The following is a 16,918-nucleotide window of genomic DNA, read 5'->3' as shown; positions in this document are numbered from 1 at the left end:
TCCGGAGGCAATCAGGACGTGACGCCGATGATGTTGGCGGCGCTGACGGGGACGCCGTTCACGAGCAGCGAGGGCGTCGAGCCGGAGGCATCGATGCCGGTCACCGTTCCCGTCATCGTGGTGTAGCTGAGCAGCGAGTTTCCGGCGGAGTCGGTCGCGGTCACCTGAATCGTGTATTGGCCGCCGTCCTTGAGCTGGGTGCCGTCGGAGGTCTGACCGTTCCAGGTAAAGGTGTTGGAGCCGGCGGTTCCGGTCCCCTTGCCGCTCCACACCGTGTTGCCCGAGGAGTCCTGGATCGTGATCGCGACGTTAGACGCAGCCGAGGTGAGCGAGTAGCCGAAGGTCGCCGAGCCGTTGGTCAGCTCCGCCGTGTTCGTCTTCGCCTCGACGGTGTGGCCGATATAGTTGACCGAGTTGAGCGTCACGAGGCTCGAGAACGAGCTCGCCAGCGATGTCATGCTGGCGTTGGTCGACTGCTGCTCGGTGAAGTTGGCGTAGGAGGTGAGCTGGTTGATGAAGTCGGTCGTGCTGGTGGCGTTCAGCGGATCCTGGTTTTGCAGCTCGCTGACGAGCAGGTTGAGGAAATCGGTCGAGCTCATCCCCATCGACGCGCTCGACGACGAGCTCGACGTGGTGGACGTTGCAGCAGAGGTTGCCGAGGAGACGGTCATGACAAGGCTCTCTTCGCCGCGGAATGCGCGACGGAACGCGATGGAACATTGGGGTCGTGATGTCGTTCGCAGATAGAACGGATGACGCGCCGATTTCAGGCGCGGATTCATCCACCCGGAATCACTTGAAGAATCGGTAGAACTTGCCGTGTCCGTTGCGGGTTCGCGGCTCGCAGGCGTGCATCTCGCCGCGAGAGCCCGCGGAGAGCTGCAAAGGCAATGCGGAGCGTTTTAGAGCGAAAGGCTGATCGGCAGATCCGGCTCGCCGAGCATCAATGCCGGCGGCGTCAATGCGGGCAACAGGCAGAGGGCCAGCAGCAGCGCAGGCAGCACCTTGCCCTGCTGTGCGGATTGGCCCGGTGCTTGTGCATCGTTCGGCTGATCGTCAGCCGAGGCCGGCCCCGACGCGGGCTTCTGGGGCAATTTCGCCGCCGCGGTCACGATGCGGTCGGCAAGACCCTTGGGTGCGCGAACCGGCGGCGCCGCGAGCGCGCGGCGTACCGCACTCGCCTCCTCGTAGAGCGTCCGCGCCTCGGCCGAAGATGCCAGGAGCTGGGCGGCGGCAAGACGTTGATCGTCGGGCCAGCGGGACAGATCCTCCCCCAGCCGGTCGATCAGGTCTTCGAATGTCGCAACGTCCATCGCGCGCGCAGATCCAGCCTCGTCGCCAAGGCTGTCATAAAGCATTCGCGGGACGGCGGAAATCAATTTCCGCCGCTGTCGCATCAGGTCCAGCATGGCGCTCGCCGGGCGGCTATTTTCCCCAACCAGGGCGCCCGCTCAGGCCCTTTGCTGCGCCGGCTAAACGCCCTCGTCGGGTGATTCGCGGCCCTCTCCGGGCTCAGCGGCCGGCGGCTGATTCGAGCGTCTTGTCGAGTGCCCTGGCCTTGGCGGCCTTGCCGGCGGTCGCCTCGACGAACTTCCAGGCGTCACGCAGTTCCGCCAGGCTCGCGATGATGCGCCGGAAATTCTCCCTGGCCTGCGGCCGGCCATAGGAGCGCAGGCACGCCATGATCAGGGCGTTATAGGTGCGGTAGAGACGATCGGCCATCGCGCCGCCACGGGTGAAATCGAGATTGTGGCTCAGCCCGCGCAGGATCGCGGTCGCCCGTGTCAGATAGATGTGCCCCTCTTCGAAGCGCTTCGCCTCGTGCGCTTCCAGCGCCTTCTGCAACAGCGTGATCGCGCCGTCGCACAGCATCACCACCGCCTTCAGCGGCGGCACCGCCACCGCGGCGGATCGATAGGCATTGTTGGCGTGGTAGGCGGTCGCGTTCTGGGTCATTAGTTACTCGATGATGCGTCCAGGAGTGCTTTCAGGTAGCCCAGCGTATTGTTCGCGCTTTCGATGGCCGCCTGGTAATTGGCGTATTGAACCTGCAGCTGAGCCTTGAACGTCGCCGCATTGCTCTGAATGTCGCTGACCTGGGACTGCAGGTCGGTGTCGCGCGACTGCAAGTTGGTGATCATGGTCTGGAGTTGACCGCTGGTTCCGGAACTGGTGTGCGCGAGCTGGTAGAGCTGCGTCGCCAAACCGGACGACGATGTCACCGTGATCGATTGCGAGGTCGAGCCCGTATAGGTGAAGGCCATACCGGCGTAGATCGTTCCTGAATTGCCGATGATGGTGTTGCCGACCACCGAAAAGCCGGAGCTGTCGCCGCCGACCGAGGCTCCGGTCAGCGTACCGGTGGAGTCCACCGTGAGGTCAAGCGTGAAGGATTGCGGCGACGTGCCGGTATTGACCACGCTGAGCTGGCTGGACGAAGTGGTGGTCTGCGCCGACAGCAGCTGGGTGACGCCGGCGAGATTTTGCGTCAGCACCGTCGACAGCGTGCCGGTATCGAGCTGGAGCTCGTTGTTCTCGTTGAAGGACAGGCCGAGATCGGCCATCGTCATGCCGCCGACCGTCCCGCTGAGCACCTGCTGCAGCTGGGTCATGATATCGCGCATCGTGCTGTCGCCGAACAGCACCGCGCTCGACGCGGCCGTGCCGTCGGAATTCTGCGCCGACTGGGCGATCACCTGGTCGCGAAATGCGTTGTAGTTGGTGACGAAGGTTTGCAGCGCTGACGTGATCTGGCTGGTGTCGGTCTCGATGCTGATGTTGAGGCTGGTGCCGCTCGGCGTCGGCTGCAGCAGGTCGAACGTGACGCCGGACAGGACGTCGGAAATGTCGTTGGTGTTACGCGTGAGCGCGATGCCGTCGAGGGTGAACTCCGCGGACTGCGACTTCTGCAGCACGTCGGTGAACGCCCCGGACGTGTCGGTGACGCCGAGCTTGTTCAGGATGTCATCGCCCGACGTCGACGAATAGGCGATGTCAGCGGCGTCTTGCGTCCCTGTCAGCACCATCTCGTAGGACCCGCTCGACACCTGGACGATGGAGGCCTGGACATTGGTGGTCGAGGTCTGGGCGTTGATGGTGTCGACGATATCCTGCATCGACATGCCGCTGGTGATCGAGATCGCCGTGCTGGTGCCGCCGGACAGGCCGAGCGAGAAAGTGCCGGAGAGGCCCAGCGCCGTCGAGCTGCTCGACTGCGAGGAGCCGATCACCTTCTGCGCGGTTGCGAGCTGGGTGATCTGGAGCGTGTGATCGCCGGTCGCCGAGCCGCTGTTGACGCTCATGTTGAGCGCCGACGAGGCGCTGACGTCACCGGTGGACGAGATCGTCGCCGCCCGGGTGGCGAACGCGTTGGTGGCAATCGAATTGATGATCGAGGTGCTGAGCGACGACAACCCGGTCGCCAGCGTCGACAGCTCGGTCTGCAGCGATTGATAGGCCGTGATCTTGGCCTGGTTCGCGGTGATCGTCGTGGTGATCGAGGTCGCCGCTGCGAGCTTGGCGTTGACCTCGGCCTCGATCAGGGCATCCCAATCGATGCTGGTCGAATTGGTCGTGCCGGTCGTTGTCACCGTGCTGGCAGAACTGGTCGACGTCGTGTTTGATGTGCTCGAGGTGGCGCTGCTAACCGTCATGTCGACACTTCCGCCGCGATAGGAACCGGGCCGGCATCATGCCGGCCCGATCGATCTTTCGAATTAGCCGAGCAGCTTCAGCAGGTACTGCGGCATCTGGTTCGCCGCGGTTTCCGCCGAGACCGCGGCCTGGGTCTTCACCTCGGCCGAGGACAGCGTCGCCTGCTCGGACGCGATATCGACGTCCTTGATCGCCGAGTTGGCCGATTGCAGGTTCTGGGTCTGGGTCGAGATCGAGTCAGCGCTGAAGTTGAAGCGGGATTCCTGAGCACCGATCTCGGCGCGTGCGGACGAAACCTTGTCGATCGCGGTGTCGAGAGCCGTCATCGCGCTGGTGGCGCTCGACAGGCTGGACACATCGAGCGACGTCACGGACAGCGACGAGGCCGTGAGGCTCGTCAGCGTGATCGTGATGGTGTCGGCCGAGGTCGAACCGACCAGCACCGAGACGCCCGAGGAGAACACGCTCGAACCGTCGAGCAAGCTCTGGCTGCTGTAGCGGGTGCCGCTGGCGATCGAGTCGATTTCGCCCTTGAGCTGTGTGAATTCCGAATTGATGTAGGCGCGGCTGGAATCCGCCACGGTGCCCGAGGCGGACTCGGAAGCCAGCGACTTCATGCGGGCCAGGATGTCCGAGATGTTGGAGGCGCCGCCGTCGGCGGTCTGCAGGATCGAGGTCGCCTGCGCCGCGTTGGTGGCGGCCTGCTGCAGCGTCGTGATGTCGGAGGAGATGCGGGTCGAGATCGCAAGGCCGGCCGCGTCGTCGGAGGCCGAGGTGATGCGCGAGCCGCTCGACAGCTTCGACAGCGCGCTGGTTTCCTGCTGCGAATTGATGTTGAGGTAACGGACCGCGGAATTCGCGGCGGTGTTGGTGGAGATTGCCGGCATGAGTAGCTCCTGTGCTGATGGGGCATGGCATGCCGCATCGTGAAAAAGAGAGGTGACGCGGATCCAGCCCCCGTCCGCCCGATCAAACGGGTCGGCCGCCGGTGGTCAGGCGCAAAATCTTCAGAAGCCGGAATTTATGGTTAGCAGTCGGTAAACGCGCCGCGCAGGTCGCGCTCGTGCCGCTTCAGCATCTCGCGCAGCTGCTGCCGTCCTCGCTTCAACAGCGACTCCACCGCGGCCACGGTCGTGTCCATGACCTCGGCGATCTCGCCATTGCTCATGTTCTCATGATACGACAGGATCACTGCGACGCGCTGCTGCTCGGGCAGCCGCTGCATCGCGACTTCCAGCAGATTGCCGATCTCGTTGCGCTCGATCACGGCGGAGGCATCGAGCTGGGTGTCGGCGACCTCGGGCACGACATCGACATTCTCGGTGCGCGGTTTGCGGCGCAGATCGATGCAGCGGTTGCTGACGACGCGATAGAGCCAGGTCGAGAACTTGGCGCGGCCATGCTGCCAGCGGCCGCGATGCGTCCACACCTTCAGCATCGTGTCCTGCACGACGTCTTCGGCGTCGGCGGCGTTGCCGACGATACGCAGCGCGATCGCGTAGGCGCGATCGACGTGGCGTTCGACCAGAGCACGAAACGCCGTTTCGTCGCCGGCGGCGAGGCGGTCGAGCAATTCCTTGTCTTCGTCGTGGATCTCGACGGTGTCGAGCGGGCCCGCATCGGCAACGGTAGGGACGTTGCTCCACGGAGCAGCCGCTTCGGCCGACGCTACCGCGGCCGGCGTGGCCTCCGCTTCGGCCGGTGCCCTCATATCAAGCGCGTAACTCATCCGCCGCTCTCCAACCAACGCCGCTGGCACACATTCCATGCGGCTTCTGAGCGTTGAACGGAGGCGCCTCGCAAATCAGGCGAACTTTTTTTGTTATTTTTCAAATGCTTAGCTGGATATTTTTGCCGACCGCCCGGCAAAAGCTGCCGCTGCGCAGAGGCGCAGGGAAAAATTCGACGGAGTTTGGAGCAGTCGTTCAGCATCGCCTCGCATTTCCGCGAAAGAGATCGTCGCGTCGGGAAACGCTGTTGTCACACCAACTAACGCCACGCGAACACATGCATGCGCGGAGCATGCGAGTGATTCATCGCCGTTGGTCGCCATCTTGCATTCGACGATTGCGACTAGGCATTTTTTTCCGAATCACTGTTTCGACGTTATCGGATTTTTTGAATCTGTCAGTCGCGAAGCGCGCGTTTTCGAATCTCGCATCAACTTTTTTGAACTGTCGCGCCTGATTTGTCTCATGCGCGCGTTCAACGCATGAGGACTGGCGGGATTTTTGCGCATGACGATCATGACGGTCGACGCGACGCGTCGAGCGCAGAATGTTTCTGCATGTTCATTCGATGTTTTCGATACATTTCTGTTGCGCGCCTGCACGACGCCGGATGGCGTATTTGAAAGGGTTTTTCAGCGTTCATGCATTGCTGAAAAATTTCCGAACATGTCTGCCAGTTTCGTTCAGCATCGAATCCAGGCGGAGGCGCGAGCCCGCAAGGTATCGCAAGAGCGGTGCGGCTCAACTGAAGTGCGCATCGCCGACATCTACAAATACTTTCCGTTCAGGCTGTTCGGCCTGGGTCGCGATGCGTTGCAGGATCTTGCGCAGATCGAGTTCGAGACCGAACTCGAGCTGTGCCGCGTCAATCCCGAAATGCTCGAGCAATATCTGGACATGACGCGCGGCGGCTTTCGCGTCGGCTTCATTTCCGACACCTACTGGAGCACCGACCAGCTCGCGCAGCTGCTGCGTTCCTGCAGTCCCGGGCTGAGCTGGGATTTCCTTTATGCGTCCTGCGATCACGGCAGCAGCAAGAGCGAGGCGCTGTTTGAGGCCTATCTCGCCGAGCAGGGCATCGACGCGGCAAGCTCGTTCCATGTCGGCGACAACCACGCCGCCGATATCAACGGCGCGCACCGTCACGGCATCCGTCCGCGCTACTACCCGCAGGCCGGCGCGGCGCTGGCCTCCAAGTTTCAGCGCGAGACATCGATCTTTGAATTGCTCTGTCCCGATCAGCCGTCGCGGCTCGATTGCGGCGCCCGCACGCTGCGGCGCGCGGTGACGGCGAAGAGCGCGGAGCATTCTCCCGCCTTCAACCTCGGCGTGACCGTGCTCGGCCCCGTGATGGCGGCGTTCGACGCATTCATTTCTGCGCGGCGCAGCGCGCTTGCTCGCGAGGGCGCGCGCGTTGCGGTCGGATTCCTCGGCCGCGACGGCCTGCTGCCGCATCGCGTCTGGCAGGCAAACCACGGCGAGACCGCCGCCTATATCGAGATCAATCGTCGCGTCAGCCTGGTCGGGTCTGCCGATACGCTCGAACCACTCTGTGAGCTGCTGAGCCGGGTCGTCAAGATCGACGCGGCGACCTTTATCGACATCGTCAAGGTGCAGCCGCCCGCCGTGATGAAGTTCTTCGCGCAGTATCCCGACGGCATTGCCAGCGGCCGCGAACTCGCCGACGCCCTGCCCGATCTGATGGACCCGCGCGAGATCACCGATATCGCTGCCGGTGTCCGGACCCGTTTGCTGACCTATCTTCGCGCGCATATCCGGGATTTCGACGGCTGCACCGATCTGATCCTGGTCGACCTCGGCTATTCGGCAAGCGTGCAGAAATCGCTGCGGCGAATTTTCGATCGCGAGGGCATCCGCATCCACCTACACGGCGCCTATCTGCTGACGCTTGACGATGCCTTCGACGATATCGCCGATGACGACACCGCGGAGGGCCTGATCTCGGATCGCGTCGTCACGCCGCACGTCAAGCGCATGCTGATCCGCAACGTCGCCTTGCTGGAGCAGCTGTGCTGTTCGACCGAAGGATCGGCGCGGGACTATCGCGACGGTGAGGTATTGCGCGAGGGTGATCAGCGCCCGGCCGCCCAGCTGGCGCTGGCGACCGAGGTGCAATCCGGAACGCTGGCCTATGTTTCGCGCGCCCGCGAGCTGGCACCACGCTACGGATTGCAGCCCGATGCCGCCCCCGCGGTCGCGGCGCGCTGGACGGCCGCCGTGCTCGGCCGCCTCCTGCTGCTGCCGGACGATGATGAGCTCGCGCTGCTCGGCGGCATCAAGCATGACGTCAATCTCGGCACCCCGGCGCTGGCGCCATTGCTCGATGCCGACTTCGTCAATGATAGCATCATCGCCCGCGGCCTCATGACCGCCTGCACGGTTCCGGCGCCCCCGATGTGGCTGGCGGGCAGCTTTGCCGCCCTGTCGCCGTCGCATGCCTATCTCTACACGCTGTTCGGCGCCAATCGCCTGCCCGCTAGCGTGTTCGGCGAAGCGCTGTGCGGGACGCTGCAGGTCGGTCTGTTCGAGCGGAACGGCCAGGCGTCGCTGGAGGCGATCAGCGTCTATCACACCGGGCTCGGCGATCTTCGCCTGCGGATCCCGCTGTCGCGCCGGATGGCGATCGCGACTATCGTGCTGCCGCTGGCAAAGCTCACCCGCGACGGGATGCTCCACGGCATCACGGTCCAATACGGCCAGAGCGCCGCGAAAGCCGCCGAGGGTTCGAACGTGACAGCGATCGCCGAGGGACGGCTCATCGATGTCGGCCTCGAACGGCGCGGCCGTCACTTCCGCGCCACCAGTGACGACGGCATGCTGCTCATCCCCGTCGACGGCTTCGAAGACGACGTCGCCATCTACACGGTCGCGCTGACCGCCCTCGACCATGACCGCATCCTTGCGGTCGCGGACCGCGACGGCAACGGCGCCGCTTCGGCCACACTGACCTGGCGCAGCGCCAGAGGCATGCCGACAACGAGCAACGACAGCTGATTTGTCCGCCTGATCCGGCCGCCCCGCACGTAGAAGGTTAACGAGGGGTAGTGCGGGCATGATTTCGGCTGACACGGCGCAAGCGGACGGCTTGCAGACGAACTTCGACCAATTGCTGGCGGCGAACGGCATCCGGATGAGCGCGGCGCAGCGCCGGCGGCTCGCATGGTTGTCGGAGCGGCTCGGACCCGCGGTCGTCCATCAGGCCGGCTCGGCGCCGGCGAGGGACCATGGCGTCATCATCCTCGTCGAGCCGCCGAGCGGCCCCGCCGCCGAGATGCTTTACCGGTCGCTTCGCGCCGACTGCGCGGTCGTCGTCCCCTTCGGCGAGAATCCCGCCTTCGACTTCCTGAAATCCAAGTTGACCGACTTCGGAACGATCGGGCCGAGCTTCGATGGCCCGCATGAGATGTGGTGGGGCGGCCTCAATTGGCGCCCGATCGCGCCCGAGCAAGGCTCAAGGTCCGAGGCATCGCTGCGCGTGGTCTCCTGCTATCCCCGCGCTTGCGGCGACGACCATGCCCGCGCTCTCCGCGACAAGCTGGCCGAATTTCGGATCCCCTGCGATATCGCACCGATCGACACCGCAGACGGCGAGCACATGCGCGCAGCCGAGAAATCCGCCTTCTTGCTGCGGATGTGGGAGCAGCATCGCGAGCCGCTGCTGTTCATCGAGGCCGACGCAGTCCTCAGCGAGCCGCCAATGCTGCCGTCGTCCCTCGCATGCGACATCGCGCTTCACAAATGGAACCGGTGGGAAATGTCGGCGCGCACCCTCTATCTCGCCCGTTCGCCCGCCGCCGAAGCGGTGCTGCGCAACTGGCATCACATCGCGAGCGCCTATCCCGCGCTCTGGGAAGGCTATCTGCTCGACCAGGCCTGGAGCCTGATATCGTCGCAGATGGCGCTCGACACCGTCTGGCTGCCGCGCTCATACCACGCTCCGGCCGAAGACGCCGGCACGCCCCGCCACACCACGGTCGTTCACGACCTGCCCACCGACAGCAGCGATCTTGGACCGGACGCCGAATTCGGCGTCGCGATGCGGGCCGCGCGGCGCGCCAGCCGCAGCGGCGGCCGTGACGCCATGATCGTGATCCGGTCGCAGGCGGCTTCAAATGATGCGATCACCGTGATCATGCGCGATATCGCGACCAGCGACGCGCGCGAAATGGCTGCCAGCATCGAGGCGGTCACCGGCGCGTTCGCGGCCGATTGCGGCGGGTTCGGCCGGCTCGAGCTCGCACTCTGCCCCTGGCAGGACGATATCCGCGCGGCGAAATCGGCCGCGAAAAGCGCAAACAACCGCATCATCGAGATCGCGCCGTGGCAGACGCTGCCGGCCGACCTGTTCCGCACCGTGGGCCAGTCCCGCGATGCCGGCAGCGTCGTCGTGATGGCCGGGCAGCGCGGCTGATGAACGCCGGAAAGACAGAGCAAGGGAAGGACATCGACATCGTGAAGACAATCATCCTTCTCACCGGCGTCGCCGACCAGCAATTCGCGCTCACCGAGCTGCTGAAGGCGCACAATCCGGCGCTGTCGTTCCGCTGCGCGGTGACCGCCGAGGAGCTCGCGGCGATCGAGCCGGAGGTCTTGCGCGAGGCCCGGCTGCTGGCCTTCACCACTAGCGTCATCGTGCCGGAGCACATTCTGGCGGCGCTCGGCCATGGCGCCTACAATTTCCATCCCGGCCCGCCGCAATATCCCGGCTGGGCGCCGGCGCATTTCGCGCTCTATGACGGTGCCCGCACCTTCGGCGCGACGGCCCATGTGATGGCCGCGCGCGTCGATTCCGGCCCGATCGTCGGGGTCGAGTCCTTCATCATTCCCGACAAGATCAGCGTGCGCGGGCTCGAACAGATCGCCTATGTGCGGCTTGCCCATCTGTTCTGGCGGATGTCGCGCGATCTCGCCTGCGATCCCACGCCGCTGGCGGCATTGGAGATCGCCTGGTGCGGAATCAAGAGCACCCGACAGATGTACCGCGAGATGTGCGAGCTTCCCGCCGGCATCAGCGCCGGCGAGCTGGCGCGCCGGATCCGCGCCTTCCACGACGACTTTCGGCGCATCCCGCTGACCTGCTCGTTGCACGGCATCCGCTTCCAGCTGGCAACGACTGCCACGCAGGCGCCCGAGCCGCCGCAGGTGGTCTCGCCGCCGCTCGCCGCGGCCTCCTGAGAAACGGCCTCAACCGCGCGTCGCACGGCCCCGAACCTCGCGGCGCTGCTGCAAGTGCGCCCTCACAGCACGCTCCGCGGCGCGCGCGGAGCCGAAATAGCCACCGTCGAGGCCGTCAAAGGCGCGATCCGAGGAGAAGAAGCAGAAGCCACGGTTGTCGCTGACGACGATACCAGCGGTCCGATCCGATACTTCGATGACATAGGCTTGAGACATTTGGGCTTGGGACATGCGTGTTCGATCGCCGGACGACGGCACTCCTGTCTGATTGTCGGGTGCTTGACTTGTTGGAGCGATCAACAACAGACGCCGGTCGCCGCCGAGACGCAGCGATGCTGCATGCGGCTTCGCATGTCGCACATCAAGCTGCGGTGGTCGTGTCTCATTGCGGTGGCCTTGAACAACGCGGGGTATCGCGCAGCAATATCCGGCCGAACCGCGCGGCGGTCAATGAAATGGCTGACCAAAGATAAGAGCCCGGCGCGACGCCTCATTCGCGATGGGCGGAAAAACAGCACAGTTTTGGTGATGACGGTCGTTGAGCGCCGAATTGACCGGGCACCGCATGTCCTGGTGCCCGGCCATGATCGCTCAGGGCAGGATCGGCGGGTGATAGCTGAAGGTCGCCATCAGGATCGCCGCCAACAGCATCACGATCGGGAAATGGATGAAGAACTGCACCGAGGTGTAGCCGATCAGATCCTTCGACTTCAGGCCGAGGATGCCGAGCAGCGGCAGCATCCAGAACGGGTTGATGAAGTTCGGCAGCGTCTCGGCGATGTTGTAGACCATCACGGTCCAGCCGAGATGCGCGCCGATGTCGTTGGCCGCCTTCATGATGTAGGGCGCCTCGATGATCCACTTTCCGCCGGCCGACGGCACGAAGAAGCCGAGCAGCGCCGAATAGATTCCGACCAGGAACGAAAACACGGTGGAATTGCTGGAGGCGCCGACGAACCAGTGCGCGATCGTGTCCGACAGCGTCGTGCCGCTGCTGTTCGGGACCTTGGTCAAAATCTGCGCAATGCCGGCGTAGAACGGAAACTGCAACAGCACGCCGGAGACACTCGGCATCGCCTTCGAGAACGACTCGATGAGGCTGCGCGGACGCCAGTGCAGCACGATGCCGAGGATGAGGAAGACGAAATTATAGGTGTTGAGGCCCGACAGCGTGATCAACGGATTGCCCGACTGGAACGTCTGCCACAACCAGCCGGCGGCAAGGAGCGCGATCAGGATCGTCAGCAGCGGGCTGAACTCCAGCCAGTCGCCCGGACGCGCCGGCTTCCTGGCCTCGATGCGATCATTGCCGAGCGCAACGCCGAGGTCTTCCGCCGTCTTGGCCTGCTCGGGCGCCGGCGTCGTGAAATAGCAGATCGCAGCAGAGACCACGGTCACCATCACGACGGTGACCATATTCTGCCAGGTCAGGATGGTTTCCGAGAAACCGATCACGCCGGTGATCGGCAGGAGCGACGCCGGGATGCTGCCGGCATTGGCCTGCAGCTGCGCAGCTGATGACGTGATGCCGAGCGTGAAGCCGCAGCCGAGCCCGAGATAGCCGGCGGCGCCGGCTGCCCGGTAGTCGAGCCTGATGTCGGTGCGCCGAGCGATCTCCCGCACCAGAAGACCCGAGAAGATCAGGCTCAGGCCCCAGTTCAGCAGCGACAGGAAGATGCTGAGCACGCCGACAAAGACCACGGCGCCGCGCCCGGTCTTCGGCACGCTGGCGAGCCGCGCCAGCACGGCCGCCACCGGCGGCGACATCGCCACGACATAGCCGCCGATCGCGACCAGCGCCATCTGCATGGTGAAGGGAATCAGGTTCCAGAACCCGTCACCAAACGCGCGGCTGACGGCGAGCGGCGAACCGCCATGCAGGATCGCACCGATTGCGACTGCAATCACCGCGATCAGGACGAAGACGTAGGCATCCGGAAACCAGCGCTCCGCAAACGCCACCAGGGCTTGCGAAAATCGCGCGATGATGTTGTCCGCGACAGGTTTTCGTAAGCTCACGGTTTGATCGTGCGTTGCATTCGTCATCAATCTGATCCCCTTCCGGTAATTCGGTTACTGCCTTCAATCGGGTTTCGTCATCAAAGCGCGAGCGTCAGATCGGTCAGCGGCACAGCCTGGCAGGCAAGGCACTGTCCCTCGCTGCCATCGACAGCGCCGAGATGGGTGAACTCGCCATCGACGACCTGAACCGCGCAGCTTTCGCATTGCCCGACACGGCAGCCGCTCGGCAGCGCGACGCCCGCCGCACCCGCCGCATCAAGCAGCGTCCCCTGCTCCGGCCGCCAAGAAAAACTCTGCTTGCTGCCCGCAAGCCGGACGGTGCGCGGCTCAAGATCGCTCGGCACCGACGGCGGCGACACGAAGCTCTCGGCAAAGATGTCGAAGCGCGGCACGCCGAGCGCCGTCACGGCCTCGATCTGCGCCGCAACGAATTCCGGCGAGCCGCAGATGTAGATCAGCGGCCGACGCGGCAACAGCGGCTCGACCTGCTCGAGATCAACCCTCCCCTTACGCAACGCATGCGAGTCAATCGGGTCCTGCGCGAACGGCGCGGAATAGAACGTCACACGCATCAGCCCTGGAATACCGGCTTCCAGCTCCGCAAGCCGCTCGGCAAACGGATGCTCCCGACTGCTGCGGCAGCCGTGGAGCAGCAGGATTTGGCCAACGCGATCTTGTGGGGCAATCCGTTGCAGCGTTTCGAGATGGCTGATGAACGGCGTGATGCCGATGCCGGCGGCGAGGAAGATCAGCGGCCGCTGCCCCTTCAATGGCGGCGTGAAGATGCCGCCCGGCGGCTCCAGCACAACCTCGTCTCCGACGGCAAGACGGTGCAGACGATCCGGCATGAAGAACGGCGCGTCGCCGCTCGGTGCGTCGAAGAAACGTCCCTTCACCGCAATCGACAGCGTATGCGGCAGATCACCCGTTCCGGTCAACGAGTAGGCTCGCGCCTGCGTTGCGCCGGGCAGCGAGACCATCACGTGCTGGCCCGGCAGGAAGTCGGGCAGCGGACCGCCGTCGAGCGGCAGCAGGTTGAGCGCGATGACATTAGCTGCCTCGGCGCGACGCGCGCCGACCCTGAACCGCCGCTGACCGCTCCACAGGCCACGACTGGCAATTCCGTCGCGCCTGATATCGCAGACGATCGCGCGCAGCGGGACGGAGCCGCTGACCGGATCGCGCGCATCATCGTGCAGCACGGCATTGATGTTGCGGGTGTGGATGCCTGCCGTCGCGGAACGCTCGCGGCCGAGCGGCGGACAGTCTTCCCACCAGCCGAATTCGGCGACGACGACGCGATCGTCGAGCGCCGCATTGATGCGTACCTTCAGGCGCACGTCACCGCCATGCGTCTCCACCACGGCCCAGTCGCCTTCGGCAAGGCCGCGCCGCTCGGCGAGCTGCGGACTGATCTCGACGGCCGGATCGGGCGACTTGCGCCGCAGCGAGGCGACGTGCCGATAAGAGGAGTGAACGAACCAGCCGCTCTTGGCAGTGGAAAGCACGAGCGGAAAGCGTGCGTCCGGCGCGGCCGTGAGCGGGCTGCCGACCGGCTCGACGTGGTCGGGCAAGGGATCATACCCGTGTCCCAGCATCAGCTCCGAATAGATCTCGACGCGGCGTGTCGGCGTCGCGAATCCGACAACCGTTCGGTCCTCGCGCGCCACGGCGTATTTTTCGTCGCGGAAGATCTGCGGGAAGCGGCGGCCTTCGGGATGCGCGCGCAGATCCTCGACACCGATGCCGAGCGGCGCCAGCTGGTAATTCCACCCGGCCTTGATGTCGCCGCCGAAGAACAAGTCGCCCATCCCGAGCTTGAGCGCGAGCGCGGCGGCGATGTCGTAATCGGCCTTCACTGCACCGACCGGCTCGACCATGCGCGGGCGAAATTGCACGGTCTCGACAGCTTCCTGCGTGATCTCGAATCCGATCTTGAGCGCATCGCGCTCCCACGGCGTGCTGGCGGGCAGCACGAAATCGGCGCTCTCCGCGGTCGGATTCATGAACATGTCGATATGAACCTGGAATTCCAGCGCGTTCAGCGCGGCGCGGTTACGCTCGGAATGGCCCTGCGAGACGACGAAGTTGGTGCCGAAGGCGACCAGCGCGCGCACCCGGTAAGGCTCGCCGTCGAGCACCGCCCTGCTGAAATCGCGCGCCGTGATCCAGCCCTTGGCCGGCGGGCCGAGCGGCAGCTCAGTAATGCCCAGCGCCTTCGCCTGCTGCTCCGGCGACAGGATGTTGTAGTCGTTGAGGGCACGGGTCGGCGGCGGCACCGGCCAGCGATTGCCGCCGGGCCGATCGCAAGCGCCGGTCAGCGCATACAACGTTGCAATCGTGCGCTCGATCGCGGTCGCGTTGGTGTGCTGGCCGACGCCGGTCCAGGAATGGTAGGCGAGCCGCGGCCGGCGAGCGAGCAGCGTGTTGAACGCGTCGACGTCCTCGACAGGAAGCCAGGTCAGCTCCGCGACGCGCGCCGGCGTGTATGGCGCGGCTCGCTCGACGAGCAGTTCGAACGCGGTAGCCGCCGCTATCAGCCGGCCGTCGCGTGTGCGGACCTGCAGCGCGCCACGCAGCTGGCCACAGCTCTCCGGCGCGTAGCGGGTGTCGCAAGGCACGGGCGCGCCCGACGCATCGAGACGAACGAAGGCCTCCGGCGCGCCATCCGGCCACAATGCGTCGGCGCGCAGGAAGCGTCCGGTCGCACGATCGACCAGCAGCGATCCATTGGTCCATGCGTTGACGAAATCCGCATCGAAGCTGCCGGTTGCGATGAGGTGACGGATCGCGCCCATCGCGAGCGCGCCATCGGCGCCCGGGCGAATGCGCAGCCACAGATCGGCCTGCTGCCCCGAGCCGTTCGGCTTGGGATCGACCACCACGACCTTGGCGCCGCGCCGCCGCGCATCGGCGATCCGCGTTGCCTGGGCAAGCCAGGTCCGCGCCGGATTGTGGCCCCACAGGATAATCGCATCGGCATTGTCGTAATCGGGAAAGCCGATGCCGCGGCCGAAGGTCAGCGCGTGCGCATAGTCCTTGTGCCAGCCGCAGATCTCGACCGCATAGATCAGATTGGGGCTGCCGAAGCCGCGGATGAAGCGCTCGACCCACTCGAAACTGTCGACCATCGGCGTGCCGCTCGGCGTAGTGACGCCGAACGCCACCGCTTCGGCGCCGCTCTCGGCGCGGATTGTACCGAGCCGGGCGGCGATCTCGGTCAAGGCCTCGTCCCACGACACCTCGACCCAGCCCGGATCGGCGGCGCCGCGCGGCTGGGTCCGCTTCAACGGGACGGTCAGACGGCGCGGGCTGGCGACGATTTCGGGCGCCGCCCTGCCCTTGGCGCAAAGCGCGCCGCCGGTCGGGTGGTTATTCAATACCTCTACACCGACAAGACGCCCATCCTCGACCACGGTGACGGCACCGCAGCGCGAGCGACAAAGCGTGCAATAGCCGGGCAGCCGCTGTTTCACCGCCGTCTCACCTATCCCAGTCCATGTGACGCATTTTTGTAATGCGTTACACATTTACGTCATACGCTACCGGCCGCGTCAAGGCTAAGTAATAATCAGCGACGAATCGGAGTTCCCAGCGAGAGGCGGGCGACGACCACCCATGGACCAGAATTTGCGAGAACAGGTGCTGCAGCGGGTGCGGGCCGAGATCATTTCCGGGCAGAGCCTTCCGGGCACGATGTATTCGGTGCCGAGTCTCGCGGCGAGCCTCGGCGTCTCCTCGACGCCGGTGCGCGAAGCACTGCTTGAGCTCAGCCGCGGCGGCCTGGTCGAGCCGATGCGCAACCGCGGCTTCAAAGTGGTGGAGCCGACGCTGACCGAACTGCGCAATCTGTTCGACATGCGCGAGGTGCTCGAGCTGCACGCCGCCGTGCTGGTCGCCGCCAATCCGCCAAAGGATCTAACAGTCGTACGCGGCTGGGCCGACCAGATCGCCAGGGCCGTCGAGACCGACGACGTCCAGCTCTATCTGGAAGCCGACCGCAACTATCATCGCGAGTTCATCGCCGCCGCCGGCAACGACCTGCTGACCGACACGGTGATGGGCCTGCGCGACAAGATGCGGCTCTACGGCATCAGCTCCCGCGCCGGCCACGAGCGGCAGCAAGCGTCAGTGCCCGAACATTACCGGTTGATCGAGCTCGCGCTCGCCGGCGAGACCGAGGCGCTCACCACCCTGCTCCGCACACACATCCGCTCCTGGGAGCCGATCTTCGTCGATGCATTGCTGCGCTCGAAGGAGCATGCGCGCGAACCACTGCGGCAGGCCCGCGGCTGATGCGGAGCGGAGGCAGATAG

The 16,918-nt window shown here is 65.0% G+C and carries 13 protein-coding genes; 4 read left to right on the top strand and 9 right to left on the bottom strand.

What is annotated here, in order from left to right; genetic code table 11:
- Nucleotides 1-11 precede the first annotated feature (11 nt).
- The 6 genes from J6525_RS31405 to J6525_RS31380 form a co-directional block, all read right to left on the bottom strand.
- Nucleotides 12-671, bottom strand: a complete 660-nt coding sequence (locus J6525_RS31405; protein WP_225647635.1) for a flagellar hook assembly protein FlgD — start codon at nt 669-671, stop codon at nt 12-14.
- 231 nt (nt 672-902) lie between these two features.
- Nucleotides 903-1,409, bottom strand: a complete 507-nt coding sequence (locus tag J6525_RS47550) for a hypothetical protein (RefSeq protein WP_376708579.1) — start codon at nt 1,407-1,409, stop codon at nt 903-905.
- A gap of 103 nt (nt 1,410-1,512) precedes the next feature.
- Nucleotides 1,513-1,956, bottom strand: coding sequence for a flagellar export chaperone FliS (locus tag J6525_RS31395; protein ID WP_016844632.1), 444 nt, complete (start codon nt 1,954-1,956; stop codon nt 1,513-1,515).
- Entirely contained in the window at nt 1,956-3,653 is a 1,698-nt protein-coding gene (fliD, locus tag J6525_RS31390) for a flagellar filament capping protein FliD (RefSeq protein ID WP_225647634.1), read from the bottom strand. Before fliD ends, J6525_RS31395 begins: the two co-directional genes overlap by 1 nt.
- Nucleotides 3,654-3,716: 63 nt before the next feature.
- The gene (locus tag J6525_RS31385) at nt 3,717-4,541 is read right to left on the bottom strand and encodes a flagellin (RefSeq protein WP_028336954.1); all 825 of its coding nucleotides are present in this window, start codon (nt 4,539-4,541) and stop codon (nt 3,717-3,719) included.
- Between the two features lie 140 nt (nt 4,542-4,681).
- Entirely contained in the window at nt 4,682-5,383 is a 702-nt protein-coding gene (locus tag J6525_RS31380) for an RNA polymerase sigma factor (RefSeq protein ID WP_225647633.1), read from the bottom strand.
- A 751-nt stretch (nt 5,384-6,134) separates the two neighbouring features.
- Between J6525_RS31380 and J6525_RS31375 the strand changes: the two genes are divergently transcribed.
- From J6525_RS31375 to J6525_RS31365, 3 genes are read left to right on the top strand one after another with little or no spacing between them, the layout of a single operon-like run.
- The gene (locus J6525_RS31375; RefSeq protein ID WP_312009996.1) at nt 6,135-8,399 is read left to right on the top strand and encodes a hypothetical protein; all 2,265 of its coding nucleotides are present in this window, start codon (nt 6,135-6,137) and stop codon (nt 8,397-8,399) included.
- 58 nt (nt 8,400-8,457) lie between these two features.
- A complete protein-coding gene (locus J6525_RS31370; RefSeq protein WP_225647631.1) occupies nt 8,458-9,816 on the top strand; it encodes a hypothetical protein in 1,359 nt (452 codons plus the stop codon).
- A 38-nt stretch (nt 9,817-9,854) separates the two neighbouring features.
- Nucleotides 9,855-10,580 carry a formyltransferase family protein gene (locus tag J6525_RS31365; RefSeq protein WP_225647668.1) on the top strand — a complete coding sequence of 242 codons (726 nt, stop codon included), beginning with the start codon at nt 9,855-9,857 and terminating at the stop codon, nt 10,578-10,580.
- 9 nt (nt 10,581-10,589) lie between these two features.
- Here J6525_RS31365 and J6525_RS31360 read toward each other — a convergent pair whose 3' ends face one another.
- The 3 genes from J6525_RS31360 to J6525_RS31350 form a co-directional block, all read right to left on the bottom strand.
- Entirely contained in the window at nt 10,590-10,811 is a 222-nt protein-coding gene (locus tag J6525_RS31360; protein ID WP_225647629.1) for a hypothetical protein, read from the bottom strand.
- 360 nt (nt 10,812-11,171) lie between these two features.
- Nucleotides 11,172-12,626 carry a short-chain fatty acid transporter gene (locus J6525_RS31355; protein ID WP_092083085.1) on the bottom strand — a complete coding sequence of 485 codons (1,455 nt, stop codon included), beginning with the start codon at nt 12,624-12,626 and terminating at the stop codon, nt 11,172-11,174.
- A gap of 53 nt (nt 12,627-12,679) precedes the next feature.
- On the bottom strand, nt 12,680-16,078 hold the full coding sequence (locus tag J6525_RS31350; RefSeq protein WP_225647628.1) for a molybdopterin-dependent oxidoreductase: 3,399 nt from the start codon (nt 16,076-16,078) through the stop codon (nt 12,680-12,682).
- Between the two features lie 142 nt (nt 16,079-16,220).
- On the opposite strand from J6525_RS31350, the gene J6525_RS31345 reads away from it, so the two are divergent.
- On the top strand, nt 16,221-16,898 hold the full coding sequence (locus J6525_RS31345) for a GntR family transcriptional regulator (RefSeq protein ID WP_092083028.1): 678 nt from the start codon (nt 16,221-16,223) through the stop codon (nt 16,896-16,898).
- Nucleotides 16,899-16,918: the final 20 nt, after the last annotated feature.

It is taken from the genome of Bradyrhizobium australafricanum, assembly GCF_020329495.1.
GTDB classification, from domain to species: domain Bacteria; phylum Pseudomonadota; class Alphaproteobacteria; order Rhizobiales; family Xanthobacteraceae; genus Bradyrhizobium; species Bradyrhizobium australafricanum.
Note: the sequence above shows the minus strand (reverse complement) of the source record. Positions and strands in the feature narration are given on the sequence as shown.

Excerpts from the sequence above, each read along its gene's own strand:
- J6525_RS31405 (WP_225647635.1), bottom strand. The coding sequence starts at position 671 with ATGACCGTCTCCTCGGCAACCTCTGCTGCAACGTCCACCACGTCGAGC.
- J6525_RS47550 (WP_376708579.1), bottom strand. The coding sequence starts at position 1,409 with ATGCTGGACCTGATGCGACAGCGGCGGAAATTGATTTCCGCCGTCCCG.
- J6525_RS31395 (WP_016844632.1), bottom strand. The coding sequence starts at position 1,956 with ATGACCCAGAACGCGACCGCCTACCACGCCAACAATGCCTATCGATCC.
- fliD (WP_225647634.1), bottom strand. The coding sequence starts at position 3,653 with ATGACGGTTAGCAGCGCCACCTCGAGCACATCAAACACGACGTCGACC.
- J6525_RS31385 (WP_028336954.1), bottom strand. The coding sequence starts at position 4,541 with ATGCCGGCAATCTCCACCAACACCGCCGCGAATTCCGCGGTCCGTTAC.
- J6525_RS31380 (WP_225647633.1), bottom strand. The coding sequence starts at position 5,383 with ATGAGTTACGCGCTTGATATGAGGGCACCGGCCGAAGCGGAGGCCACG.
- J6525_RS31370 (WP_225647631.1), top strand. The coding sequence starts at position 8,458 with ATGATTTCGGCTGACACGGCGCAAGCGGACGGCTTGCAGACGAACTTC.
- J6525_RS31360 (WP_225647629.1), bottom strand. The coding sequence starts at position 10,811 with ATGTCCCAAGCCCAAATGTCTCAAGCCTATGTCATCGAAGTATCGGAT.
- J6525_RS31355 (WP_092083085.1), bottom strand. The coding sequence starts at position 12,626 with ATGACGAATGCAACGCACGATCAAACCGTGAGCTTACGAAAACCTGTC.
- J6525_RS31345 (WP_092083028.1), top strand. The coding sequence starts at position 16,221 with ATGGACCAGAATTTGCGAGAACAGGTGCTGCAGCGGGTGCGGGCCGAG.